This is a genomic window from Ruegeria sp. YTSA168, from assembly GCF_059610045.1.
The window spans coordinates 397121-422999 of record NZ_JBXWMW010000003.1 but is presented as its reverse complement, the minus strand read 5'-3'; the positions used below and the strand labels follow the sequence as shown (position 1 = coordinate 422999).

Annotated in this window: 26 protein-coding genes; 15 read left to right on the top strand and 11 right to left on the bottom strand. The window is 58.0% G+C overall.

Annotation, left to right across the window (positions count from 1 at the left end; all coding sequences use genetic code 11):
* Window positions 1-32: 32 nt before the first annotated feature.
* From AC2FFE_RS08735 to AC2FFE_RS08710, 6 genes are all read right to left on the bottom strand, one after another.
* Window positions 33-1337, bottom strand: a complete 1305-nt coding sequence (locus AC2FFE_RS08735) for an NAD(P)/FAD-dependent oxidoreductase (protein WP_496846421.1) — start codon at window positions 1335-1337, stop codon at window positions 33-35.
* Between the two features lie 19 nt (window positions 1338-1356).
* The gene (locus AC2FFE_RS08730; RefSeq protein WP_496817313.1) at window positions 1357-2715 is read right to left on the bottom strand and encodes a glutamine synthetase family protein; all 1359 of its coding nucleotides are present in this window, start codon (window positions 2713-2715) and stop codon (window positions 1357-1359) included.
* Complete coding sequence (locus tag AC2FFE_RS08725) at window positions 2715-3395, bottom strand: type 1 glutamine amidotransferase (RefSeq protein ID WP_496817314.1); 681 nt, start codon at window positions 3393-3395, stop codon at window positions 2715-2717. Before AC2FFE_RS08725 ends, AC2FFE_RS08730 begins: the two co-directional genes overlap by 1 nt.
* 60 nt (window positions 3396-3455) lie before the next feature.
* Window positions 3456-4775: a glutamine synthetase family protein gene (locus tag AC2FFE_RS08720; protein ID WP_496817315.1), complete on the bottom strand. Its 1320-nt coding sequence runs from the start codon at window positions 4773-4775 to the stop codon at window positions 3456-3458.
* A 148-nt stretch (window positions 4776-4923) separates the two neighbouring features.
* Window positions 4924-7110, bottom strand: coding sequence for a xanthine dehydrogenase family protein molybdopterin-binding subunit (locus AC2FFE_RS08715; RefSeq protein ID WP_496817316.1), 2187 nt, complete (start codon window positions 7108-7110; stop codon window positions 4924-4926).
* Window positions 7111-7112: 2 nt separating this feature from the next.
* Entirely contained in the window at window positions 7113-7577 is a 465-nt protein-coding gene (locus tag AC2FFE_RS08710) for a (2Fe-2S)-binding protein (protein WP_496817317.1), read from the bottom strand.
* A gap of 136 nt (window positions 7578-7713) precedes the next feature.
* Between AC2FFE_RS08710 and AC2FFE_RS08705 the strand changes: the two genes are divergently transcribed.
* The 6 genes from AC2FFE_RS08705 (at window position 7714) to AC2FFE_RS08680 (ending at window position 12384) form a co-directional block, all read left to right on the top strand.
* Complete coding sequence (locus tag AC2FFE_RS08705; RefSeq protein WP_496817318.1) at window positions 7714-8322, top strand: TetR/AcrR family transcriptional regulator; 609 nt, start codon at window positions 7714-7716, stop codon at window positions 8320-8322.
* 20 nt (window positions 8323-8342) lie between these two features.
* Complete coding sequence (gene dusA / locus AC2FFE_RS08700; RefSeq protein WP_496846420.1) at window positions 8343-9455, top strand: tRNA dihydrouridine(20/20a) synthase DusA; 1113 nt, start codon at window positions 8343-8345, stop codon at window positions 9453-9455.
* Window positions 9456-9493: 38 nt separating this feature from the next.
* On the top strand, window positions 9494-10318 hold the full coding sequence (locus AC2FFE_RS08695; RefSeq protein ID WP_496817359.1) for a sulfite exporter TauE/SafE family protein: 825 nt from the start codon (window positions 9494-9496) through the stop codon (window positions 10316-10318).
* The gene (locus AC2FFE_RS08690) at window positions 10312-11097 is read left to right on the top strand and encodes a hypothetical protein (protein WP_496846419.1); all 786 of its coding nucleotides are present in this window, start codon (window positions 10312-10314) and stop codon (window positions 11095-11097) included. The genes AC2FFE_RS08695 and AC2FFE_RS08690 overlap by 7 nt, the downstream gene beginning before the upstream one ends.
* Before the next feature lie 34 nt (window positions 11098-11131).
* Window positions 11132-11860 (top strand): SpoIIAA family protein, encoded by a 729-nt coding sequence (locus AC2FFE_RS08685; protein WP_496846418.1) that lies wholly within the window; start codon window positions 11132-11134, stop codon window positions 11858-11860.
* 302 nt (window positions 11861-12162) lie between these two features.
* Complete coding sequence (locus tag AC2FFE_RS08680; RefSeq protein ID WP_496846417.1) at window positions 12163-12384, top strand: hypothetical protein; 222 nt, start codon at window positions 12163-12165, stop codon at window positions 12382-12384.
* Window positions 12385-12388: 4 nt separating this feature from the next.
* Here AC2FFE_RS08680 and AC2FFE_RS08675 read toward each other — a convergent pair whose 3' ends face one another.
* The 3 genes from AC2FFE_RS08675 to ccmI are packed head-to-tail and all read right to left on the bottom strand — an operon-like array spanning window position 12389 to window position 14330.
* Window positions 12389-12622 (bottom strand): DUF1289 domain-containing protein, encoded by a 234-nt coding sequence (locus AC2FFE_RS08675; protein WP_496817363.1) that lies wholly within the window; start codon window positions 12620-12622, stop codon window positions 12389-12391.
* A 17-nt stretch (window positions 12623-12639) separates the two neighbouring features.
* Window positions 12640-13104 carry a Holliday junction resolvase RuvX gene (gene ruvX, locus AC2FFE_RS08670; protein ID WP_496817364.1) on the bottom strand — a complete coding sequence of 155 codons (465 nt, stop codon included), beginning with the start codon at window positions 13102-13104 and terminating at the stop codon, window positions 12640-12642.
* Window positions 13101-14330 (bottom strand): c-type cytochrome biogenesis protein CcmI, encoded by a 1230-nt coding sequence (gene ccmI, locus AC2FFE_RS08665; RefSeq protein WP_496846416.1) that lies wholly within the window; start codon window positions 14328-14330, stop codon window positions 13101-13103. The genes ruvX and ccmI overlap by 4 nt, the downstream gene beginning before the upstream one ends.
* Window positions 14331-14506: 176 nt before the next feature.
* On the opposite strand from ccmI, the gene AC2FFE_RS08660 reads away from it, so the two are divergent.
* The 6 genes from AC2FFE_RS08660 to AC2FFE_RS08635 all read left to right on the top strand — a co-directional run bounded on the left by AC2FFE_RS08660 (window position 14507) and on the right by AC2FFE_RS08635 (window position 21567).
* Complete coding sequence (locus AC2FFE_RS08660; RefSeq protein ID WP_496846415.1) at window positions 14507-15751, top strand: sarcosine oxidase subunit beta family protein; 1245 nt, start codon at window positions 14507-14509, stop codon at window positions 15749-15751.
* A gap of 214 nt (window positions 15752-15965) precedes the next feature.
* The gene (locus tag AC2FFE_RS08655; protein WP_496817367.1) at window positions 15966-16295 is read left to right on the top strand and encodes a sarcosine oxidase subunit delta; all 330 of its coding nucleotides are present in this window, start codon (window positions 15966-15968) and stop codon (window positions 16293-16295) included.
* 67 nt (window positions 16296-16362) lie between these two features.
* Entirely contained in the window at window positions 16363-19377 is a 3015-nt protein-coding gene (locus AC2FFE_RS08650; RefSeq protein ID WP_496846414.1) for a sarcosine oxidase subunit alpha family protein, read from the top strand.
* Complete coding sequence (locus tag AC2FFE_RS08645) at window positions 19370-19936, top strand: sarcosine oxidase subunit gamma (protein ID WP_496846413.1); 567 nt, start codon at window positions 19370-19372, stop codon at window positions 19934-19936. Before AC2FFE_RS08650 ends, AC2FFE_RS08645 begins: the two co-directional genes overlap by 8 nt.
* 696 nt (window positions 19937-20632) lie before the next feature.
* Window positions 20633-21106, top strand: a complete 474-nt coding sequence (locus tag AC2FFE_RS08640) for a hypothetical protein (RefSeq protein ID WP_496817370.1) — start codon at window positions 20633-20635, stop codon at window positions 21104-21106.
* Window positions 21107-21123: 17 nt separating this feature from the next.
* On the top strand, window positions 21124-21567 hold the full coding sequence (locus AC2FFE_RS08635; protein WP_496846412.1) for a hypothetical protein: 444 nt from the start codon (window positions 21124-21126) through the stop codon (window positions 21565-21567).
* 73 nt (window positions 21568-21640) lie between these two features.
* Here the strand turns inward: AC2FFE_RS08635 and AC2FFE_RS08630 are convergent, their stop codons facing one another.
* Entirely contained in the window at window positions 21641-22375 is a 735-nt protein-coding gene (locus AC2FFE_RS08630) for an FkbM family methyltransferase (RefSeq protein WP_496846411.1), read from the bottom strand.
* 122 nt (window positions 22376-22497) lie between these two features.
* Here AC2FFE_RS08630 and AC2FFE_RS08625 point away from each other — a divergent pair, with 122 nt between their 5' ends.
* Both AC2FFE_RS08625 and AC2FFE_RS08620 read left to right on the top strand, forming a co-directional pair.
* Window positions 22498-23097, top strand: coding sequence for a superoxide dismutase (locus AC2FFE_RS08625; protein ID WP_496846410.1), 600 nt, complete (start codon window positions 22498-22500; stop codon window positions 23095-23097).
* A 272-nt stretch (window positions 23098-23369) separates the two neighbouring features.
* Window positions 23370-23831, top strand: coding sequence for a baeRF12 domain-containing protein (locus AC2FFE_RS08620; RefSeq protein ID WP_496846409.1), 462 nt, complete (start codon window positions 23370-23372; stop codon window positions 23829-23831).
* Window positions 23832-23874: 43 nt separating this feature from the next.
* Here AC2FFE_RS08620 and AC2FFE_RS08615 read toward each other — a convergent pair whose 3' ends face one another.
* Window positions 23875-24423, bottom strand: a complete 549-nt coding sequence (locus AC2FFE_RS08615; RefSeq protein WP_496817375.1) for an LOG family protein — start codon at window positions 24421-24423, stop codon at window positions 23875-23877.
* Window positions 24424-24550: 127 nt separating this feature from the next.
* Here AC2FFE_RS08615 and AC2FFE_RS08610 point away from each other — a divergent pair, with 127 nt between their 5' ends.
* The gene (locus tag AC2FFE_RS08610) at window positions 24551-25837 is read left to right on the top strand and encodes a LysM peptidoglycan-binding domain-containing protein (protein WP_496846408.1); all 1287 of its coding nucleotides are present in this window, start codon (window positions 24551-24553) and stop codon (window positions 25835-25837) included.
* Window positions 25838-25879: the final 42 nt, after the last annotated feature.

Genomic DNA, 25879 nt, shown 5'->3' with positions numbered 1-25879 from the left:
TTTCACCAAACTGTCGCAATCAAAAACGGGTTTCAGAAGCCCAGGCGATCCCGCATCGCAAACCAGGTCATCGCCAGTACCAGTAGCGGGCTACGCAAGGCCGGGCCGCCCGGAAAGGGCAGGGCCGGGACGCGGGACATGGTATCAAACCCTTCGGCCTGTCCTTGAACGGCCAAAGCCATAAGCTGCCCGGCATGGGTTGCGGTGCCAACGCCGTGGCCGGAATATCCCGATGCCGAAAGAATGTTGGTGGCAAGCCGCGCAAGATATGGCATTCGACGCATTGTAATCGCCAGAGTGCCGCCCCATGCATAGTCGATTTGCACGTCTTTCAGATGCGGGAAAATCTCAACCATCGGCTTGCGCACTTTGGCGGCGATGTCGGATGGGAAGCGATAGCCATAGCTTTCACCGCCGCCAAATAAAAGCCGCCGATCAGCGCTCAGGCGGAAGTAGTTTACCACGAATTTAGTATCTGCAACGGCGACATCCTGGGTTAAAACGCGGGTGGCGTCATCGCCAAGTGGTTCTGTCGCTGCAATGAAGTTGTTGATCGGCATGACCCGCGATGCCACCTGCCGGTTCAGCGCGCCAAGATAGCCGTTGCAGGCCAGTATTAGATGTTGGGCGCGTACCGTCCCGTTTTCGGTGCGCACGACCACTGGATCGCCCTCTTCGATCCCCAGAACCTCGGTTCTTTCGTGAATGCGCGCACCTGCGTTTTGCGCCGACCGCGCCAGCCCCAGCGCATAGTTTAACGGATGCAAATGCCCGGCACCCTTGTCCAGATATCCACCCTTGTAGGTGGGCGAAGGGCACAGCGCATGTCCCGCCGCCTCATCCAGAAGCTCTATTTGATCGTAGCCATATGTGTTCGACAGATGCTCGGCATGGGCGTGCAGCTCTTTCTGGTCCGAGATCGACAACCCCAGGTCAGCCACACCGGGTTTCAAATCGCAATTGATCTGGTGTTTGGCGATCAGGGATTTGACCAAACCCTTTGCATCCTCGGCCAAATCCCACAGCTTTGTGGCATCATCCTGTCCGACCAATCGCTCCAGACTTTCCTGATCCATGCGCTGGGCGCTGCCCAACTGCCCACCATTGCGACCCGAAGCCCCAAACCCGACGCGGTGCGCTTCAAGCAGCACAACATCCAGCCCGGCCTCGGCCAGGTGCAGCGCGGCTGACAACCCAGTATAGCCGCCGCCGACAATACAGACGTCGGCGCGGGTTTCGCCTTCGAACGCAGGGAACGGGGCCAGAGTATTGGCCGTCGCAGCATACCAGCTTGCCGGATATTCAGCCTTGCGGTCGTTGGAATACAGAAGGTTCATGGCGAACGGCTCCGCTGGTTCAGACGTTCAGCAACAGATGCTCGCGCTCCCAAGGAGAGATCACCTGCAGGAACTCCTCGTATTCAGCCCGCTTCACGATGCCATAGACGCGGGCGAAATCCGGGCCGAGAACCTCGTGTAGCTCCGTGGCTTCATCAAACAGATCCAGCGCATTGCCCATGACCTGCGGGATATCGCCATCGCCTTCATACGCATCGCCATAGAACTGACGACGGGGGCGTTCCTGCTGGGTCAGACCCAGATAGCCGCAGGCCAGCGACAGCGCGATGCCCAGATAGGGGTTGCAATCCATGCCGGCGATGCGGTTTTCAACCCGCCGCGCCTCGGGGCCGGACAGGGGTACGCGGATACCCGTTGTGCGATTGTCGCGCGCCCATTCCAGATTGATCGGCGCGGCATGGTCTTTGACATAGCGCCGATAGGAATTCACGTAAGGTGCCATTACGGCCAGACCTGCGGGCAGATGGTTCTGTAGTCCCGCGATATAGTGATAGAACGCATCCGTCTCGCCGCCTTGCGGACCTGAAAAGATGTTTTGCCCTGTCTCCATCTCGATGATCGAATGGTGGATATGCATGGCGGAACCGGGCTCATCCTCGATCGGTTTGGCCATGAACGTGGCGAAACAATTGTGTCGCAGCGCAGCCTCGCGGATCAGGCGTTTGAAATAGAACACCTCATCCGCAAGCTTCACCGGATTGCCGTGGCGCAGGTTGATCTCAAGCTGGCCTGCGCCGCCTTCTTGGGTGATGCCGTCGATTTCGAACCCCTGATGTTCGGCGAAGTCATAGATGTCATCAATCACCGGGCCGAATTCATCGACTGCAGTCATTGAATAGGCCTGACGTGCAGCCGCCGGGCGGCCCGAGCGGCCCATCATAGGCTTGATCCCCTGCGCCGGGTCCACGTTTGGGGCAACCAGAAAGAACTCCATCTCGGGGGCGACAACGGGCTTCCACCCTTTGGCGTGATAGAGCTGTACGACACGCTTCAACACGTTGCGCGGGCTGAACGGGATCGGCTCGCCATCCCGGTCATAGGCGTCGTGGATCACCTGCAAAGTCCAATCCCCAGTCCAGGGCGCGGCGGACGCGGTCGAGAAGTCAGGTTTCAGGATCATATCCCGTTCAATGAACCCGTCTTCGCCCGCAGCTTCGCCCCAATCCCCGGTGATGGTCTGATAAAAGATACTGTCGGGCAGGTGGAAATAGGATTGCCGTGCAAATTTCGACGCGGGAACCGCCTTGCCGCGTGCAATGCCGGGCAAATCGGAAATGATGCATTCAACCTCATCCAGCCGGTGCCCTTCGATGTAAGCTTGTGCTGCCTGCGGCAGTGCGTCTGTCCAATCGGCCATCAGGCCCTCGCTTTCTTCAGGAAATTCGCCATAAGATCCGCGATCTGCGCGTTGTGATCCGGTGTCGATTGCCGGTTCGCAGCACTCTGCATCAGATCATCGGGCACCACGCCCTTGCCACGGGTTTGCATCAGCCCGGTTACAAAGTCGTTGGAAAACTCAGGATGTGCCTGAACGGTCCAGATCTGATCACCATATTGCAGCATCGCATTTTGGCAGAAATCACTTTGGCCTGTCACCTTGGCCCCCTCGGGCAGGGCAACCACCTGATCCTGATGCCAGGCATTCAGCCAGACCTTTTCGCCGTCAAAGTCATATTCGGTGCGTCCGACGGACCACCCGCCATCAAACTTCTCGACCTTGCCGCCAAGGGCCTGCGCGATGATTTGATGACCAAAACACACGCCGACCATGGGCTTGCCGCTTTGTTGGATTTGGCGGATCAACTTTTCGAGACGTGGAATCCACGGCAGATCCTCATAGGCTCCATGTTTGGACCCTGTGATCAGCCATCCGTCTGCCTCATCCGCACTATTTGGAAATATCTCGTCCACAACGGCGAAGGTTTCAAACTCTAGCCCGTGACCTTTCAGGAGGGCAGGAAACAACGAATCGTAGTCTCCGAATTCGTCTTTAAGTACGTCTGGAGTGTGGCCGGTTTGTAGGATACCAATTTTCATAAGTCACCGAATTTGATCAAATTCAGAAATACCCGAGTCGTGTGGACCGGGCAAGGGGGCTCAGACAGCTTCGAGATAACTCAGCCAATGCTGATCCTCGGGGCGGTCAGCAAAGCGCGTAATCTCTTGCCGTTTGGTCAGGGCCATGTTGCGGACTAACGCGGGTGGAAACAGACGGGTCATGATCGGGTCGGCCTCGAATTGGTTAATGGCTTCGGAGCAGCTGCTTGCAAGCTGTGGCAGCCCGTCCACCTCATAGGCATTCCCGGTGATCGGGGCGGGCGGCTTCATATCATCTTCGATCCCGATCAGCGCAGCACCCAGTACGGCGGTCAGCATAAGGTAAGGGTTGATATCACCGCCGGCAACACGATGTTCGATACGCCGGGCGGCTGGTGCGCCGCCCGGTATCCGGATGGCTGCGGTCCGGTTTTCATAGGCCCAGCTTGCGCCTGTGGGTGCATGTGCGCCGGGCACCAGCCTTACGTAGGAATTGCCGTGTGGTGCGAAAATCAGGCTACTGGCTGGCATGGCCGCCAGACAGCCTGCAACGGCCGCGCGCAACAGCGCGGTGCCTTCGGGGCCGCCATCATCAAAGATGTTTCGCCCATCAGCATCCACCACCGAGAAATGCACATGCATCCCGTTTCCCGCATCGCCAGCATAAGGTTTCGCCATAAATGTTGCGGCAAACCCATGTTTGCGGGCAAGGCCACGTGTCAAGGCTTTGAAAAGCCACGTATCGTCTGCACAGCGCATCGCATCCTGATGGTTCAGGTTGATCTCGAACTGGCCGATACCGCTCTCGGATATGGCAGTTTGTGCCGGAATGCCCATCGCGGCGCAGCCATCATAGAGATCGGTAAAAAACGCCTCGAACGTGTCCATTTCCGCGACCGACAACACCGCTTCATCCGTCAGGCGACGACCGGTCACAGGGTTCAGAGGAGGCTGGGGGTGAGGGCCGGAAGAGTCCAGCAGGGTGAACTCCAATTCAGTGGCGGCAATGACGGCCCAGCCGCGCTGGGCATAACGGGACAGTGTGGCCGACAGGGCATGCCTTGGATCACCCGCGAACGGAGTACCTGCATCGTCGTAAAGGCACATGGGAACCAATGCTGTTTCCGCGCCCAGCCAGGGGATCGGGACAGGCCCCCGTTCCGTTGGCAGCAGAACGCCATCTGCATCGCCACTTTCAAACACCAGCGGGCTGCCTTCGATATCTGCGCCCCAGAGGTCGACATTCAGGGCCGAGAACGGCATCCTTACCGCTCCCTTTGACAGCTTGTCCGCATAGCTTGGTGGAACCCGCTTGCCGCGCATTTGACCGTTCAGATCGCAGGCCGCGACGCGAAAATTATGCAATGTGCTCAGGTCCATTTAGCAGTTCCGTTCTTCAGACTACTTGAGGTGTATCCGAGCGAGTTGTTGAAGTCACGAAATTTGATCAAATTATTCAAGGAGGCATTGTAGAAAGAAAAACGCCGCCCAAAGGGGCGGCGCAGTTTGCGATATGTGATCAGTAAGATCAGACGAAGCTGATGCCGTCCTCTGTCATCGGATGCGCCGCAATCTGAACGCCGGACAGAGTGTTGATCGCGTTGGCCAAAGCAGGCGCGGCCGGGGGCGTTCCTGGCTCACCCACACCCGTTGGGGCTTCGGCTGATGGTACGATGTGCACATCAATGGCGGCAATATCACCGATCCTCAGCGGCTCATAATCGGGGAAATTGGATTGATCCACGGCCCCGCCGGTCAGTGTGATCTGACCGCGCATCACGTGACCGATGCCATAACCGATGCCGCCTTCCATCTGGGCACGGACAACATCAGGGTTCACGGCGATCCCGCAATCCACCGCACATGTGACCTTTTCGATCTTGATCCCTGCTTCAGGGTCACCGGACACTTCGACAACCTGTGCCGCGTAGGAGCCAAAGGATTTGTGCACAGCGATACCCTGAGCCCGTCCTTCAGCAGGATTGCCCCAATTGGCCTTCTCTGCCGCCAGTTTCAAGACGCCTGCTTTGCGCGCCTGATCTGGATCATCACCATCAGCCAGGTAAGAGAGACGGAATTCAACCGGATCACGACCCGCTGCCTTAGCCGCCAGGTCCATCATGACCTCCATGACGTATCCGGTATGGGTGTGCCCCACCGACCGCCACCACAGAACCGAGGTTGCCTTGGGCGTATCCGTCAGGCCAAGAGCCATGCTAGGAATATTGTAGGGGCTGTCCGCGATACCCTCGACCGAACTGTGGTCGACGCCGTCATGAACCGAGAAGGATTCGAACGGCGTGCCCTTCATGATCGACTGACCAGCTACTTGATGCTGCCATCCGACGATGTTTCCAGCCGTGTCCAGACCAACCCGCGCCTTGTGGCCAAAGGCCGGGCGATAGTAGCCGCTGCGGATGTCATCCTCACGCGTCCAAACCAGTTTTACCGGGCGCGACCGATCAGTGACCACAAAGGCCAGCGCAGCTTCGACCTGATAGTCTGCATCCGGTGTCGCACGGCGTCCGAAGGACCCGCCCGCCAGCATTGTCTTGATCTGGATTTTCTCTGGCGGCAGTTGGAAGATCTGTTGGTAGGCCATGTGCGGGCCGGTCGGCATCTGTGCGCCATCATGCAGAATGATGTCACCTTCGGCGGTCTGTTCGATGGTGCAGTTCAGTGGCTCCATCGGCGCATGGGCCAGCAGCGGGAAGTAGAACGACTGTTCGATGACGGTGTCCGCATCATCAATGGCTGCGGTGATCGCGGCGGTGTCGGCCTGGTTCACGTTGAACTCTGGCTCTGCCTCCAGTGCGGCCATGATCTCGGCTTTGATCTGGTCCGAGTCACGGGTTTCTGCCGCTGACATGTCCCATTCGACCTCAAGCATGTCTCGCGCCTGAATCGCAGCCCATGTGTTTTCGGCGTAAACAGCGACACCGGCCTGATTGGGCAGAACAGCTGCGTTGATATAGCCTTTGATCTCTTTCGATGCGTTGTCGTCAAAGCCCAAAGCGATGCCACCGCGCGACTCTGGCCGCTTGATCATGGCCACCATCTGGTTTGGCAGATGCACATCCATCGCGAACTTCGCCTGGCCATTGCCCTTGATCGCTGAATCCTTGCGGCGCACGCTGTCATTGCCGATCAATCGGAACTCTGACGGGTCTTTAAGGCGGGGCTCTGCGGGCACCTCCAGTTGAGACGCGTCGGCCACAAAATCTGCAATCGGGGCGGTCTTGTCGCCAGCAGTGAGGATCCCGTCTTTGATGGTGACACCGCTTGGGTCAACGCCCCAGCTTTGAGCAGCAGCATTGATCAGCATCTCGCGCGCGGCGGCACCTGCCTGACGGTATTGCATCCATGAGTTTGCAATCGCAGTCGAACCGCCAGTTCCCTGGAACGGGCCGAACAGTAGGTTGTTGTAAACCTGCGGATCAGACGGGGCGAATTCGTATTCGATCTGATCCATCGTCACGCCAAGTTCTTCGGCAATGATGGTTGGCAGGCCGGTTGCCGGGCCCTGTCCCATCTCAAAGTGCTTGACGATTGCGGTCACGGTGCCATCCGCGTCGATTTTGACAAATGGGTTTAGCTGAGCGCTATCAGATGATGCAGCGGCAAGCGCGCCATCGGGGCGCGCGCCGATAATCAAAACGGCGCTGGCTGCTGCGGCGCCTTTCAGGAACCCGCGGCGGGAGGTGTTGATGGTCATGATCAGGCCTCCAGAATTTCAGATGCGCGCTGAACACCAGCACGGATGCGTTGATAGGTGGCGCAGCGGCACGCATTGCCCCACATGTATTCGTCGATTTCTTCAGCACTGGGTTTTGGGTTTTCAGACAAAAGACCCACAGCTGACATCACTTGACCGGATTGGCAGTATCCGCATTGCACCACATCCAGCTCGACCCAGGCTTGTTGCACGGCCGCGCCGATTTTGTCGTCGCCGATGGCTTCGATTGTGGTGATCTCGGCATCCTCCACATCTTCGACATAGGTCTGGCACGACCGGACAGGCTCGCCGTTGACGTGAACAGTGCACGCGCCGCATGAGGCAACGCCGCAACCGAATTTGGTTCCGGTTAGCTTAAGCTCATCCCGGATTACCCACAGCAGGGGGGTGCCGGGTTCGGCGTCAACCGTATGGGTCTCGCCGTTCAGTTTCAGTGAAAGGGCCATGGGGGTCGTCTCCTGTTGGCTGTTACCTGAGTCGGTAAACTGGCGCGTTTACATGTGGCACAGTAAGCGCTCTCTGTAAACTGGTGAGTTTACGTAGTGTTTGACCTGCGCAGGTCAATGGGTCTATAGCTCTGCCATGAACGAATGCAGCGCGCCGAATGCGTCAAAATACGCGCAGATTATCGACGCAGCCGTAGCCGAATTCCTTGAAAAGGGATTTGCCGCGTCCAGTATGGATCGCATCTCGGCACGGGCTGAGGTTTCCAAGCGGACACTTTATAAGTACTTTGAAAGCAAGGAAAATCTCTTTCGATCCATTGTCGTGGAGTTGTCAAGCAGGTTCGCGGAAGTGGTCGAAATCAAGTACGATTCAGACCGGGACATACGCGAACAGATGACAGAGCTGGCCTGGGCCGAAGGGCGCATTCTGATGCTGCCCGAGGTCATCGCCATGTCGCGCATGGTAATAAGCGAAACATTGCGCAACCCGAGGCTTGCGGCCGAAGCGCAAGGCAAGCTGGACAAAACAGCGGCCTTTGTCGACATGCTGAAAGGCGCGGCAGAGGATGGCAAACTGAATATTGATGATCCTGAACAGGCAGGCAAGGAGTTCATCGGCCTGATCAAGGCGCGTGCGTTCTGGCCCTTGTTGTTCAGCGGTTCCGTGCTCAGCGAGGCCGAGATGGCCGAGACGATAGAGAGCAGCGTTGAGATGATGATTAGCCGATATGGGATTCCTGACTGAGGGCCTTCTGAGCCGATTAGATGTCCGTTGGCAATCCGGATAAATACAGGTTAGACCCAGCAGGCCGTGCGCAAGATGCGCGTTCTCATGCTGGCATTCCCAATGCTGGTCATACAGAAATTGACGGGGGTTTTGCTGTGACAGGCAAGGCAATAAACGCAGCGCGACTGTCTGTTGCGCCGATGATGGACTGGACGGATCGTCACTGCCGGTACCTGCATCGGCTGCTCAGTCGCGAGACCTTGTTGTACACAGAAATGGTGACTGCACCCGCTCTGGTAAGGGGTGGGGCATTGCATTTACTCGACTATAATCCCGAAGAACATCCCGTGGCGCTGCAGCTTGGCGGCTCCGATCCTGAGGAGCTGGCACAGGCGGCGCGGCTTGGAGCAGATGCGGGGTATGATGAGATCAATCTGAATTGCGGCTGCCCCTCGGATCGGGTGCAATCCGGAACCTTTGGTGCGGTCTTGATGAAAGAACCGGGTCGCGTGGCCGAATGCGTTTCAGCGATGCGGACATCGGTGGATGTTGATGTGACGGTCAAGTGCCGGATCGGAGTCGATGATCAGCAGCCGCAAGAGGTTCTGCCGGATTTTCTGACCCAAATCCGCGCGGCAGGATGTATGCGGGTGACGATCCACGCCCGAAAGGCCTGGCTGCAAGGTCTCAGCCCAAAGGAAAACCGGGATATCCCTCCGCTTGATTATGATCTGGTGCATCAGGTGAAGGCCGACTTTCCGGATATGCATATTTCGATCAATGGTGGGATCACCTCGCTGGATCAGGCAGAGGCGCATCTTGAGGCAGGGTTGGATGGCGTGATGATCGGGCGTGCGGCCTATCATCAGCCAACCGATATTCTGGCTCAGGCGGATATGAGGATTTACCGGACCGGCGCGACTGTGGATCCAATTGCCGTTGTTCAGGACATGGTGCCATATGTCGAACGCCACCTTGCCAATGGGGGGCGTTTGCACCAGATCACCCGGCATATGCTTGGCCTGTTTGCTGGCCGCCCGGGGGCCCGGGCGTGGCGGCGGTCCTTGTCCGAAGGGGCGGTGCATGAGGGGGCCGGGCCCGAGGTGATGCTGAGGGCTTTGGACCACGTCGCGCTGTTGGCCGAGGTTTAAAAAGATAACACCGGCGCTGCCGGTTCTTGGGGGGAAGTATGCCCGATACGATGTTGCTGGCGCAGATGCTGGGCCTTTTGCTTGTGATCGGAGCATTTGCGGGCGTTCTGGCCGGGCTTTTGGGGGTAGGGGGCGGCATCGTGTTGGTGCCGGCGTTCTTCTATGCCTTCCAGACACTGGGATATGGCGGGCCGCAGTTGATGCAGCTGTGCCTGGCCACGTCGTTGGCGACGATCATCGTCACCTCTATCCGTTCGGTCCTGGCCCATAACAAAAAGGGTGCTGTGGATTGGGATATCCTGCACGGCTGGGGGCCGGGCATCGCCGTGGGGGCGGTTTTCGGTGTTCTGGTCGCGTCGGCCCTGAGGACCGAGGCGCTGCAGGCGTTGTTTGGGGTGTTGGGCATGGTGATCGGCGCCTATCTGGGGTTGGGAAAATCCGATTGGCGGTTGGGCGATGCGATGCCCAAGGGGATCAAGCGCGCGGCTCTTTCGCCCTCGGTTGGGTTTCTGTCCGTCCTGATGGGGATCGGAGGGGGCAGTTTTGGTGTCCCGCTCATGAGCCTCTACAACACGCCCATCCACAGGGCCGTTGCGACGGCGGCCGGTTTTGGCGTGATCATTGCGGTCCCATCCGTTCTGGGGTTTCTGTTCCTGGGTATCGCGCCCGAACATCGCCCGCCCTTGACCATCGGCGCGGTGAACCTTGTCGCCTTTGGCATCGTTGTGGCGATGACCATGATCACCGCGCCCTGGGGGGTGAAGCTGGCTCACGCGATGGACCCGAAGCCGCTTAAGCGCGTCTTTGCGGTTTTCCTGACGCTGGTGGCGCTGAACATGTTGCGCAAGGCGCTGGGATGGTAGGTGATTTCTGGTCGCGCGGATGGGTGAAGTTCCCTTATGACCCGGTGTTGGCTGACTGGGTCGAACATGCCCTGCCTGCCGCGCAGCAGTCGGTGCGCGACCCCGCCCTTGCAGATTGGCTGGATTGCGAAGGAACTTGGTTTGTTGGCGTTGATGCGCTGCCGAATGATACCGAGGGTCGCGTTGGAAGCTCAGCGCCGCTTGCGGGCAATGCCGTCTCTTTTTTGCAGGATCACTTTGGGCGGCTGCCATTACACCGGGGACAGGTATCGGTCATCCACCCCGGATACCCACGCCCCCGACGGGGTGAAAGCGAGGCTGCCGCGCGGTATCGGCGCAATCGGGATGCCGCCCATGTGGATGGATTGCGCCCCATGGGGCCGGATCGCCGACGCCGGATTGACGAACCTCATGCTTGGATATTGGGCATCCCGCTAACCGAGGCCAGCGATGAGGCCGCGCCATTGGTTGTTTGGGACGAAAGCCACAAGGCGATGGGCGCGGCCTTTCGGGATGCGCTGGCGGACCACGCGGGCGATGTTTTGAACACCGTCGACATCACCGATATCTATCAGGCCACACGCCGCACTGTTTTTGAAACCTGCCCCCGGATCACTCTGCCTGCCAAACCGGGTGAGGCTTATCTGCTGCACCGCCACTGTCTGCATGGGGTTGCCCCATGGGGTGATGGGGCCTTGGCCGGGCCAGATGGACGGATGATCGCCTATTTCCGCCCCGAATACGCAGGGGGAGTGGCCGAATGGATCGAATCTCCATAACCTCGTGTCATATTTTGGGTGGAGGTTTCGAACCATGATTACGGTTCATACGAATTCAGACGGCGCGTTGATCGAAGTCGAATTGTCAGGTGAAGTCACCAGCGCAGATTATTCCGAAACACTGGTTCCTGCCATAGAAGCTGCCTTGGCCGAGCATGAAGCGGTCAGGTTGCTGGTCATCGTTCAGCCTGAGTTCAAAGGCTATGACCTGGGCGCCGCGTGGTCCGATACCAAGCTGGGGCTCAGCCATTGGCGCGGGTTTGACCGGATCGCCGTTATTGCCGATCAGGGTTGGGTGCAAACCAGCATCCGGCTGGCCGCCCCAATTCTACCCTGTCCGACGCAGGTGTTCGAGATGGCGGAACTGGAACCTGCACGGCGGTGGATGCGTGAATCTCTGGGGTCGATCCATGTCACCGATCTGGGCGGGCCTTGTGTTCAGATCAGCCTGTTGGGCAAGCTGGACCCGGATGAATACAGCAAAGCGGAACAGGCATTGGATGCGGTTCTGCAAGGGCGCGAAAGCTTTCGCCTGCTGGTTGACCTGCGCGAGTTTGACGGCTGGCAGGGACTTTCGGCCCTGGCCGCGCATTTCCGTCTGGCTCGAAATCACATCCGTATGTTGGATCGCGCGGCCATCGTTGGCGATGCAGCGTGGCAGCATATCGCACAACGCGTGGCCCGTCATATCCTGGGGGTTCGCACGCAGTTTTTCCCCTCTACTGAGGTGGAAAACGCCAAATCCTGGCTCGCTGCTGGCTGAGATCTGCACAAATTCGATTCGAATGCAGGCATTGGTGTGCTCTTATTGGCGCGCTTGGTGTCGATAGGCGTCATTTGTGACGTAAGGGAATTTGTGGGTATTTGTTTGAAATTTCGACTTTGGGCTCAAAAGCGATCAAAATTCGAGAGTTTTCCCCGTAAAATTGAGGATCGAACTGGCTACCTCGGCGCTGTCGCCGCGGGTTACCACTCACGCCGGAAACGTTCTTGAGCACGACCCCTCTCAGCTCGAACGCTGCCCGCGGCGACATTAATTATTTAATTCACTAAAGGATGCTCGAAATGACGTTCAGGACTGTCTTAAACAATTTCTTTCTCTCACGCGGCGTTGTTTTGACGCTGCCCGGTGATCTGGCTGAGGATCATGAGGTCACGACCCCAGATCAACCAAAAACAAGCCAATCCGAGATCGCGGGTCTATTTGCCGAGGAACTGCGTGGCCGCCATCCAATTCACGATGTAGCAAGTACGAAACTGCCAGAGCATCACGACACGGCGAACTGACGGGCTACAACCCGTTCAGACGCGCAGCCCGACCGCCGCGACGTTTCGCAAGACGCGGCTTTCGGTTGGGCAGGTCTTCCATGATTTCCGCGCGCTCTGTGCTGTCCATTTTTGACCAGCGAGAAATCTCGTCAATGGTGCGGTAACAGCCGGTGCAAATCCGCTCAGTCGGGTGGACGACGCAGATTTGGATACAGGGGCTTTCGACCTCGTTCCGTTTCCAAACCATATTCGTCATGCGCGGTCTCCGACCCGTTACAAAAAGCGCAACCTGTCGAGCGCTCCCTGAAGGATATAACCCGCTGCGACATGATCAATAACCTGTCCGCGACGTTTTCGTGTCGTATCCGCCTCTAACAGTGCCTTTTCTGCCGCAACAGTGCTGAGGCGTTCGTCCCAGAACCCGATGGGGCATTCAGTCAGACGCGACAGGTTGCGGGCAAAGGCGCGGGTCGACTGGCACCTGGGCCCTTCGGTTCCGTCCATGTTTTTAGGCAGGCCCAGAATGATGCCACCGATCTCACGGTCCGCAATCAACTCTAGCAATCGGGCGGAATCGAGTGTGAACTTCTTGCGGCGCACGGTTTCAAGCGGGCTTGCCACGCCGCGCATGCGGTCTGACACGGCGACACCGATTGTTTTTTCGCCAAGGTCCAGACCCATCAGCGCCGTCATCGGCGACAGTGAGGCAGCAAAACCCTCGAACTCATCATGGATCATTGCGCAATTCCCGCCTGTAGCGCTGCGGCCTCGATCAGTTGCAGGGCGGCGGAGTTGCCGGCAAACAGGTGCACGGCTTCGTCGCGGATATCAATGGCGCGCTGGGCTTGCCCCAAAACGCCAAGGGCTGCGATCAGGCGCGCCCATTCCTCGGGGGTGCCGCCTTCGGTCGCCAGACGATCCGCCAGTTGGCTCACCATGCCCTGGATCATCTCTTGTCGCTCCTCAGATGTCAGTTCCTCTGCGGCTGCGACGTCTTCCTGACCTGGACCAGGTTGTCCGGCTGCCGGGCCAATTTCCGGGGCATTAAACACACCGGCGCGCCAGGCAAGATCATCCAGCTGAGACCGGATCGCCCCGGCCCAGGGGGCACCAGCGGGGGCATCGCGCAAGGTTTCAAGCCAGAGGCGGTAAGCGATGTCCGGTCGACCGACCTGCGCCAGCATTTGACCCCAATAGTACCGTGCAGGGCCATGGTGCGGATCTCGGTCCAAAGCTTGGGTCAAGGCCTGCTCGGCCTCGGGCGAGACATAGCCATTGGCCGCCAGGATCATCATCTCGGCAAGATCCGCATGAGCGTCGGCTGTTGCCGCGTCGCCCGACAATGCTATCACACGCTCTTGCGCTGTGTACCCAGCGCGAAAATTGCCTGCGTTGGTTTCATGTTGCGCCAGAAGCATTTGCCCTTGCAGATCATCCGGGCGCGCTGCAACAGTTTCGCGCAACTGACCGAGAAGACGGGTATAACTTTCATCCAGTTGCCTGGGCGGCGGCGCGGGGGTCAGTTCTTCTGCCACCGCTTGCGAGGGCCGGTTTTCACGGACATCTTTCGCCAGTTCGATCCGAGCTTGAAGCGGCATATCCGGCAGACCCACGGCGCCCAGACGCTGGTACATTAATGCCGCACCGCCGACCAGTACCAGTGTCAGTCCACCGATCACCGCCGCAGAAACCACCCGTGACGGTCCTGTCTGAGAGGCCTTGCTGTTCATCTGCGCATCTGCCGCCAGAATACGGCGCGAGATTTCTGTGCGTACCCGCTCGGCATCCGCCTCGCCGATCACGCCGCGCGCCAAGTCACGGTCAACGCCGGCCAGCTGCTCTCGATAGACCCGCAGGTCATAGGCGGCGGCGGGCTCGGCATCGCGGCGACCGCGCAGCAAGCTGTAGCTTAGGAAGGCTGCGATCAGCAGCGCGATGGACAGTATCAGAACCCAGAACGTCATGGCCCCTCCGCAGTGGTTGCTCTGACTTAGACCCGCTGGTCGCTTGACAAAAGGGACAAATGGCCGCGAATGGACGACATGTCGCAATAGTGCGATATTGTGGCGTTGTATGGCAGAGATATTTTGCGGCTTCACGGCATATCTGCGCCCAATCACCGAACCGGATGGATTCGCTTATGAAACACTATTCAGCCTTTGCTGTTGCGCGCGAAGCGTTGCGCTATCACACAGGATGGGAACGCGCGTGGCGGTCTCCTGAACCCAAGAAACGTTATGACGTGATCATTGTCGGTGCGGGCGGGCATGGTCTGGCGACGGCCTACTATCTTGGCAAGAACTATGGCATCCAGAACGTGGCGATCATCGAAAAGGGCTGGCTGGGCGGTGGCAATACCGGTCGGAACACGACCATCATCCGGTCGAACTATCTGCAGGACCCATCGGCCGCTTTGTATGAAAAGGCCCGCAGCCTCTATGAGGATCTGAGCCAGGACCTGAACTACAACGTCATGTTCAGCCCGCGTGGCGTGATGATGTTGGCCCAGACCCAGCACGAAATTCGCGGCTACCAGCGCACGGCGCATGCGAACGCCCTGCAAGGGGTGAAAACCGAATGGATCGGGCCTGAGCGGGTCAAGCAGCTGGTGCCGATCATCAATATCGACGGCCCGCGCTATCCGGTTTTGGGCGCGCTCTGGCAGGAACGCGGCGGTACCGCGCGCCACGATGCGGTGGCCTGGGGCTATGCGCGTGCGTGTTCGGCCATGGGCATGGACATCATCCAGAAATGCGAGGTCACCGGGGTTCGGTCAGAAAACGGCCGCGTCGTTGGTGTCGACACCACCAAGGGTGCGATCGACTGCGACAAACTGGGTATCGTGGTTGCTGGCCATTCCGGGCAACTGGCCGATATGGCGGGCTTCCGTCTACCGTTGGAGGCCGTGGCGCTACAGGCGCTGGTGTCCGAGCCGATCAAACCCTGCATGGATGTGGTCGTGATGGCCAACACTGTGCATGGCTATATGAGCCAGTCCGACAAGGGTGAGATGGTGATCGGCGGCGGCACTGACGGGTTCAACAACTACACCCAACGCGGCAGCTTCCACCACATTGAGGAAACGGTGCGCGCGCTGATCGAAACCTTCCCGATGATCTCGCGCTTGAAAATGCTGCGTCAGTGGGGCGGTATCGTGGACATGACCGGCGACCGCTCGCCCATCCTGTCGACCACACCGCTGGGCAACTGCTTTATCAACTGCGGCTGGGGCACTGGTGGTTTTAAGGCCATTCCGGGTTCAGGCTGGGGTATGGCACAGCTCATGGCCACCGGCCATTCACCGCTGACCGAAGCCTTCACGATGGAGCGTTTCAAAGAGGGCCGCTTTATCGACGAAAGCGTCGCCGCCGGGGTGGCGCACTGATGTCAGTCTTCAAAACCTGCTTCGTGGGCGCTACCCGAGCATTTTGGTGCTGTGGATATCGGTTTGATAGCTTTCTTTTCCTCAGATCGGAAAACAAGGAAGGCGATCATTCCAAAAAAGATGAATGTGCCCAATACGGTCAAAACGATTGTCAAAATACCCATGTATTGAAGTTGGGTGCGTGGGTTGGAAATTGCAAGTTAGGAGTGGCAAGATGCTGACACTCAAATGCCCGTTCACTGGCGCGATGCTGGATGAGACCGAACTCCATTGTGGCGGTGAAGCGCATCGTAAGCGTTTCGGCCCGGGTTCCTCGGATGAGGATTTTGAAAGCTACATGTTCACCCGCGAAAACGCGCGCGGTGTGCATTTCGAACTTTGGCTGCATGCCTATGGCATTGGCAAATGGTTCATTGCGGCCCGCGATACGGAAACGCTTGAGGTCTACGGAACCTATCCGGCCCAGACCACTGAGCCACCGCAAGAAATCAAAGACGCCATCTCAGCCAAACGTCCCGGCTGGTCGTGGAGAGAGTTCTCCTGATGCTTCACCTGTTCAAAAATACTCCCGCCGGAGGCTCCGACGTCTCCACCCGCGAAAGGTCCGCACCATGAGCACCCGTCTCGCAAAACAAGGCCGGCTGATTGACCGGTCGAAAAAGGTTACCTTTTCTTTTAACGGCACCTCGATGCAGGGTTTTGAGGGCGATACGCTGGCCTCCGCCCTGCTGGCCAATGACCAGATGATGGTGGGCCGGTCGTTCAAATATCACCGCCCGCGCGGCATGGTCGCCAGCGGTGCGGAGGAACCGAACGCGCTGGTCGGGTTGGGGCAGGGCAACCGTTTCGAACCGAACCAGCGTGCCACCACGACCGAGCTGTTCAATGGGCTGACCGCGATCTCGCAGAACCACTGGCCGAACCTGGAATTTGATATCGGTGCGGTGAACACCGCTCTGGCGCGGTTCCTGCCTGCCGGGTTCTATTATAAGACGTTCATCCACCCGAAACCGTTCTGGAAACACGTTTACGAACCGTTCATTCGCCAATCCGCCGGTCTGGGCAAAGCGCCTGACAAGGACAGCCGCGATGCGGATACGTACGAGCATTTCTACGCCTTCACCGATGTGCTGGTGATCGGCGGTGGCGTGGCAGGCCTGCAAGCGGCCAAGGTGGCGGCTGCGTCTGGTGCCAAGGTCATGCTGATCGAGCAGACCACGCATTGGGGTGGTCGTGCTCCGGTTGATGGCGGTTCGATCAATGGTGAGCCTGTGGATAAGTTCGTGGAACAATTGGTTTCCGAGCTTGAAACGATGGACAATGTTACCATGCGCACCCGCTGCATGGGCGCGGGGGTTTACGACCATGGTTATGTGCTGGGTTATGAACGTCTGACTGACCACAAACCTGGCACCCAGGGCCCGCGTCATCGCCTGTGGCGCATCCGTGCCAAGCAGGTCGTGACTGCTACGGGTGCGATTGAACGCCCCTTGTCTTTTGCGGGCAACGACGTTCCGGGTGTGATGCTGGCCTCGGCCATGCGTGATTACGTTGTGAACTGGGGCGTGACCCCTGGCCAGCGCGTGATCGTGGCCACCAACAATGACGACGCCTACCGTACCGCGATTATCCTGAAACAGGCGGGTGTCGACGTGTTGCGCGTGGTCGATGCCCGCGCCGCGGCGGGTCCGCTGGCCGAAGAGGCGCGCCAGTTGGGCATCCGTGTCGATCCGGGTAAAGCCATCGCCAAAGTCAAAGGCGGCAAGCGCGTCAAGAAGGTTGCCATCTGCAATCAGGAAGGCATTGGCGGCGCGCGTGAAGAGGTCGAGGCCGATGCGGTGGCGATGTCCGGTGGCTGGTCCCCGGTTGTGCACATGTGGTCGCATTGCGGTGGTAAGCTGATTTGGGATGATGCAAATGCCCATTTCCGTCCCGATCCCTCCCGGCCCCCGCTGGGTGCGGACGGCGAAGGTTTTGTTCTGGCGGCAGGCAGCTCGAACGGGCCGCTTGCGCTGGGTGACGTTCTGACTGACGCGGATGCGGCAGGCAAGGCTGCGGCGAAAGCGGCCGGGCACAAACCCAAACGCACCAAGGCCCCTGAGGGTGAAACCACCGCTGAGGCACCGATGGAACCCGTCTGGCTGATGCCTGCCAATGCGGAAATCCAACTGCGCGCCAAATCCTGGCTGGACTTCCAGAACGACGTGAAGGTCTCGGACGTTCAACTGGCCGCGCGAGAAGGGTACGAAAGCGTTGAACATACCAAGCGGTACACCACGCTGGGCATGGCGACCGATCAGGGTAAGCTGAGCAATATCAATGGCCTGGCGATCCTTGCTGATGCGCTGGACTCCGAGATTCCGAAGGTCGGCACCACCACTTTCCGTCCACCCTATACACCGATCTCGCTGGCCTCGATCGGGGGCGAAGCGCGCGGCGAAATCTTCCAGCCGATCCGCCAAACCCCGATGCACAACTGGCATGACAAGAACGGCGCCGATTGGGAGCCGGTCGGCCACTGGCGCCGCACCTATGCCTACGTCCGTCCCGGTGAATCCGTGCATGACGCGGTGAACCGTGAGGTGAAGAACACGCGCGAAAACCTCGGCCTGCTGGATGCATCGACATTGGGCAAGCTGATCATCAAGGGCGCCGATGCGGGCAAGTTCCTGGACATGATGTACACCAACATGATGTCCACGCTGAAGATCGGTAAATGTCGCTATGGCTTGATGTGTTCCGAGAACGGCTTCCTGATCGACGATGGCGTTGTGGCCCGGATCGATGAGGATACTTGGCTGTGCCACACCACCACCGGAGGGGCCGAGCGTATCCATGGTCACATGGAAGAATGGCTGCAGACCGAGTGGTGGGACTGGAAAGTCTATGTCGCCAACGTGACTGAGCAATATGCGCAGGTCGCCGTGGTCGGCCCCAACGCCCGCAAGGTGCTTGAGAAACTGGGTGGCATGGATGTCAGCAAAGAGGCCCTGCCGTTCATGGAATGGCGCGATGGCAAGATCGGTGACTTCGATTGCCGCGCTTATCGCATCTCATTCTCTGGTGAGCTGTCCTATGAGATCGCAGTACCTGCCAGCCAGGGTCAGGCCTTCTGGGATGCGCTGATAGAGGCCGGCAAGGAATTCGGCGTGATGCCTTATGGCACCGAATGTCTACACATCCTGCGTGCCGAGAAGGGCTTTATCATGATCGGGGATGAGACCGACGGCACCGTGATCCCGCAAGATCTGGGGCTGCACTGGGCTCTGTCCAAGAAGAAAGAGGATTATCTGGGCAAGCGCGCCCATTCGCGCAGCCACATGGCCGATCCGGACCGGTGGAAACTGGTCGGGCTGGAGACTGTGGACGGTTCGGTCATCCCAGATGGGGCCTATGCGGTGGGCGAGGGCGTTAATGCCAACGGTCAGCGCAACATGATCGGGCGCGTGACCTCGACCTATTACTCGGCCAATCTTGGCAAGGGCATCGCCATGGGCCTGATCAAGCATGGGCCCGACCGGATGGGCGAGATTGTCGAGTTCCCGGGAACGGACGGCAAAACCTACAAAGCCAAGATCGTGGACCCGATCTTCTATGACAAAGACGGGGAGAAGCAGAATGTCTGAACCCATCAGCGCACTGAACCACGTAAGCTATCAGGGCATCGCCAAGGTCGAAGAATGCGGTCTGCAGGGCATGATCACCCTGCGTGGCAACCAATCCGACAAGGTGCTGGCCAAGGCGATCAAAGACGCCACCGGTCAGAAAGTGCCCGGCCAGCATGAGGCATTGGTCAGCGGTGATACCGGCGTCTGCTGGATGTCCCCGGACGAATTGCTGGTGCTGGTCCCATATGCTGAGGTCGAGGCCAAACTGGCCTCCATGACCAACGCTTTGGGCGGAACGCATGCCTTGGCTGTCAACGTCTCGGATGCCCGCGCGGTGTTTCGCGTATCCGGTGCAACCGCGCGCGAGGTGATGGGCAAAGTCGCTCCGGTCGATTTCTCGGGCGACGCCTTCCAACCCGGCCAAATCCGCCGCTCGCGTCTGGCACAGGTGGCAGGAGCATTCTGGATGGATGACACCGAAAGCTTCCGCGTGGTCTGCTTCCGCTCGGCCGCTGACTACGTGTTCAAACTGCTCAAGGTTGCAGCACAGCCCGGCAGTGAGGTCGGCGTTTATTGACCAACCCGCAGATCTGAAGTTTTGATCCATGGCCGCCTTGTCCCGGACAGGTGGCCATGGTTTTTTGTTCTTATGCAAAGCGAATTGAGTGTGAGGTGCGCAACAGATTTTGTCGCGACTGCCTCCACGAGATTTCTCCTATTGCGGGTGTCAGCAGACTAGGGTAGCGATCTCTAAAAGGCTAAAATACAAGAACTTTGTTGTGAAATTCTTTAGACTATTCGTAAGCGGCTTAATCGCCATTTCAACTATACCTAACGTGACTATCGCCGAGACCTATTCCGAGACATTTGAATGTGTTTTTGGAAAAGGCTTGGCAAATCGGCCAACTCCGACACGTGTTGTTTTTTCAACTGATGCACGAAGGCAATCAGCTCTTCTACATGAAGTCGAAATGCGGGGTATAGACACGCCGAAACGATCGGCCTCAATCAACAGAAACAGCTTTCGGGTACTTTCGATCAGTTGGCCGGGCGACACCTATACGTTTTCACGAACCGGCAGGCGAACCAGAGGTGGTGACCCTCGCAGGATGGTTCTTGATTTAGGTCGCCAAGAATTTTCGATTTTCCTGGATCGTCAGACGATGAAGGCAATAGCCAGTTCGAAATCGAATGTACAAGCTTCGCATGACGGGAATGCCAATGGCGCGTGTGTTGAAGTGCAGTTTATCAATTAGAATGATGGAGTAAGGTATTGAAAAAGATATTATTTGCACTGGTACTTGGGCTGACCTTACCGGCTATGTCATCCGCTCAAACGTTCAAAGAAACCTATGAATGTAAGTTTGGCCGTGGTCTCGCGAACAAACCTACGCCGGAGTTTCTGGTGTTTTCGGTCGATGAATACGGTCGTTCGGCCTTTATTCACGAGATCTGGATGCCGGATATCGACACGCGACCGGGGCCCGCCAGGGTTAAGCGCGACAGCATACGAAATTTGTCAGTTGCCTGGGTCGGTCAAGACTATGTCTATACCTCGACCGGCAGAAGCTATGCGTCGAACGAGTCGCGCATTGATGCGATCGACCTGCTCACTCAGGAATTCACGGTGTTTCTGGATCGCAGAACGATGAAGGCGACGGCGCAATCCTCTTCGCAAACCGCATATCTGCCGCGCGACGGTTTTGCGCGGGGCAAATGCACACAGGTTCCAACACCATCCAGTTAACGAAACAGGTGCTTAAAATGAAAATGAAACTTCTTGCGATTGGTTTGTTTATGTTCGCCGCTGCGGCTCAAGCCGAAGTTGTGAACTATGAATGTAAGCTTCATAGTATGGAAGCTCGGGGATGGATTCCCCCCGAGGTTTGGCTGAGCGTTGATGCTGCAAACAAGCGTGCTCGGGCTTATGATGGAGCGATCCGCGAGGATAACAGAGCGGCGGGTCGGAACGAGCAGCAGCCCAAAGACACCAAGTTCAAGGTCAATCGTCGCGGTGAGTACCAGATGAATTGGCGGGTCAGCCTGATGGCCAGCGCGGGTGGCCAAGTACGTCTTTCCTACACCGCTATGTTGGACCCGCAGACCAATAAATTTGAGATGGTCGCACGCTTCCCGCAGGCGAATGTGACGAACCGACCCAGTGGTGTCGGTAGTTGCAAAGTGGTGAATACACACTCGTTGTACTGATATGCTGGTCGTTGACGGAGGAGCGTTTTGGGCGCTCTTCCCGATGATCCGCCGCTGGCGGTTTCTCATCGCACTAAGACGTGAACAGATAAGTCTGGAAACCGTTCAAAGCACTCTCATCTTTCATCGAGTGATCGGACCCAGTGCCCTCTCTCTGGCAGGTATCATAGAAGGACAACAGATCGGCCAGATGCTTCATCCTGTCTGATCTCTCTTCCTCGCTCAGCAATGGCGCATGTGTCGACAGCAGCAACGTCGGGCGGTGCTGTTTGAGCCAGGGTATCAGCGTTGGCAGTACAAAAAACTCTGCCCCTTCAATATCCATTTTGACCAGTGAAACCCTCGACAGGTCACAGGTCGACTGGAATTGCTCCCATGTGATCGTCAGCGCGTCATTCCCATGCGTTTCGTCGTGCAGCAGGGATGTGGTCGAATCTCCGGGTTCGCCAAAAACCGAAGCCATTCGGGCCATGCCGAACCTGTCAGACAGGGCGACCCCGAAGGCCGAGACGTTCCTGATCTGGTTCAGGTCCAGATTCCACGCCAGAAACCGATAGGCCGAAGGGTCCGGTTCAAAGCAAAAGACATGCCGGGCTTTTCGGGCGCCATACAGAACAGTTGGTCCGACCCAGGCGCCGATATCCAGATAGTCACTTTCGGGCGACAGATAGTTGTCTAGAACCGCAAAGGTTTCGGGTTCCCATTTGCCGACTGACGCTTTGCGCCAGAACTTGGAATGATAGGGATCAAGACGAAATGCTTCGCCATTCAGGTTCCCAGCATAGTATCCGCGGGCGCGGTAAAACATTTTTCGCGCCTGTGTCAGCATCGCGGGTCTCCGGGTTTTCTTGTCGCAGCTCTTGACCTGCGGCGCTTGCCAAAGCATTTAACCTTTGGAAACCGCAACATTCATTTCAACAGGGGGCCGACATGGCTTTTGAACTTCCTGATCTTCCTTATGCACATGACGCGCTGGCAGCCAAGGGTATGTCTGCCGAAACACTGGAATTTCACCACGACCTGCACCACAAGGCCTATGTCGACAATGGCAACAAGCTGATCGCCGGCACCGAGTGGGACGGCAAGTCGCTGGAAGAGATCATCGTAGGTACCTACGATGCAAACGCCGTCGCGCAGAACGGTATCTTCAACAACATCAGCCAGCTGTGGAACCACAACCAGTTCTGGGAGATGATGGGCCCCGATGGCAACGCGATGCCGGGTGAGCTGGAAAAAGCACTGGTTGAAAGCTTCGGCTCGGTCGATGAGTTCAAATCGCAGTTCAGTGCCGCGGGTGCCGGTCAGTTCGGTTCTGGCTGGGCGTGGCTGGTCAAGAATGCTGACGGATCGCTGGCCGTGACCAAAACCGAAAACGGCGTGAACCCGCTGTGCTTTGGTCAGACCGCGCTGTTGGGCTGTGACGTGTGGGAGCACAGCTACTACATCGATTTCCGCAACAAGCGTCCGGTTTACCTGTCGAACTTCCTGGACAATCTGGTGAACTGGGAAAACGTCGCATCGCGGATGTGACCCAACGATCCGATAAAGGGTCATCAAGGGCCTGCTGGCGGAGACGTCGGCAGGCCTTTTTGCTGCGAAAAACCGTTCATGAACGAAGTTTCATCCTGAGACGGGATTGAATGCGGCCCTGCAATGCTTACCTAAGGTGAAGCGGTCCGGGAGAGCCGCAAACCACATACCAACAGACAGGCAACGCGTCGGATGCGTCCGGCAACGTGGGAACCAACCCCGCCTGATTGACGAGGGATGCGCCACAAAGAACATCATAACAGGAGATCTCGATGGTCGCACTTTCACAGGGAACTTGGGTCATTGTCGCAGATGGGGAGAAGGCATTGTTCATGGAGAACATCACCGATGCCGAAGATCCCAATCTGGTTGTTGTTTCAGTCGAAGAAACAGACATGCCAGCCGCACCGCCTTCTGACCGGGCAGGGCGGCGCAATGATGGCGGACCCAACCAGAAGTCGGTCTTGAATGACCCATCTTGGAAGGCCCATGCCAAATCTCTGTTTGTGCAGGAACTCGCGACCCTGCTGAACCGCAAAGGGCTGAAGGGTGCCTATAAGCGCCTTGTTCTGGTCGCAAGCCCGCATGTTCTGGGTCTGCTGCGTCGGCGGTTGCACAGCGAGGTACTGGCCAAAGTTGTGGCCGAGGTTGACAAGACTCTGACGAACCACCCGCTCCACAAGGTCGAACAGGTTTTGAGGCAGAGTCTTAAGCCCACACACCGTTTAGCGTAGCCCTGTTTGGGCGGCGCATGCCGCCCAGCCGTGCCGCGTGCGGTTAGATTTGTTCGCGCAAGGCGGCTATTGCCGCATCGGCGCTGTCGACCCAGGTGACAAACGCGGCAAGCGACTGTTCGGCAAAGCCCTGATCTACGACCTGATCCAGCAACGTTTTTAAAGCGTCCCAATATCCATCCACATTCACCACAACAATGGGTTTGTCGTGCAAGCCCAGTTGTCGCCATGTGAGCGCTTCGAACAATTCGTCCAGCGATCCGGGGCCGCCGGGCAAAACTACCACCGCGTCAGCGTTCATGATCATCACTTTCTTACGCTCGTGCATTGTTTCGGTGATCACGAAATGGGTTAGGTCGGTTTTGCCGACCTCGCGTTGAACCAGATGCACGGGTATGACGCCAAAAGTTTCTCCGCCTGCGGTTTGGGTTGCGCGCGCAACCTCTCCCATCAGGCCGACATCACCGGCGCCATAGACCAGGCGCCAGCCCTCTTCGGCCAGCAGAGTTCCAAGCGATCGGGCCGCGTTGGCATAGGCTTTGTTAGCGCCATCGCGTGACCCGCAATACACACAGACAGACTTCTGAAACATGAATTTGGCGCTCCGGGGTTGTGTCAGAGGTTTTGACCCGTGATAGCGGGATTGATAAATTGGCTCAACTGCCCGCCTGAACACATTCAGAAACCATGTGTTTATGCTGCGGGGTGAAAGGAAAACAATGGACGCCAAGTCGGGAAACGGAAGTTCGGGCAATTTCATTTGGGGGGTGGTTGTCGCAATAGTCGCGCTGTTGGGCTTAGGTGGGGCATACCTGTCCGGCACCTTTAGCCGCGCGCCGGAACAAGCGGATGTGCCTCAGGAACAAGCGGCAGATACCCCTGCGCCAGAAGCGGCAGAGCCGAACACCGAGACGGCAGAGACAGACACCCCTGCCGAACCAGACGACTCGACAGAGGTCGCGGCTGACACCGAGGCAGACAACTCCGTCGCAGATACACAGCAATTGGCCGCACCTGTCCTGGATCAGATCTTTGTTGAGAAAGATGGCAATGCGTTGCTGTCGGGTGAGGCCGAGCCCGGGAGTGAGATTCGGGTTTTGCTGGATGGTGAAGCTGTGCACAGCTTTACGGTCGACAATACCGGTCAGTTTGCCGAATTTGTTTCGATCCCGTTCAGTGAGGCCGCGCGGGGATTGGTGTTGGAAACGTCGGATGGAGAAACCACGGCACAAACCGACGACTACTTGATTGCGGCCCTGCCGAAACCTGTTGAAGAAGAGCAGGTCGCCAGCGCCGATCCTGCGGTAACACCCGAGGACAACGAGGCTGACACTCCGGACTCGTCTGACGCCTCTGACACCACAGACGCTGGGGAACAGCCCCAACAGTCTGCGGTTGCTGAGGCTGCGGCCGAAAGCACGTCACCGGCTGAAACCACATCAGATGATCAGCAAGTGGCCGTGTTGCGCTCGGGCGAGGAAGGGGTTGAACTGGTTCAATCTCCTTCGACGGAACCGACAGCGCCAGAGCAGGTGGAACTGGATACGATCGGTTATTCCGATACGGGTGATGTTCAGCTGACAGGCCGGGTCACCGACGGCTCCGCCGTGCGTCTTTACCTGAACAACCGTCTTGTTGCGGATGTCGCACCAGAGGCAGGTGGCAATTGGCGGGGTGAGTTGCAGGGGATTGAACCTGGTGTCTACACCTTGCGCGTGGATGAGGTCGCCACCGATGGTACCGTTGTCAGCCGCCTTGAGACTCCGTTCAAGCGCGAGCCTGTCGAAGTTCTGCAAGCGGCAGACGCTGCGACAACCGCGGACGCCGCCGCTGAAACACCCCCTATCCGTCAGGTTACTGTGCAAAAAGGGGATACCTTGTGGGCGATTTCGCGTGAACGTTTTGGCGATGGCGTCCTGTATGTGCGCCTGTTCGATGCCAACCGCGATTTGATCCGTGATCCTGATCTCATCTATCCGGGGCAGATTTTTACGATCCCCGAATAAAAAACGTCTGGCCCTTTTGGGGCCAGACGATATCTCTGACCG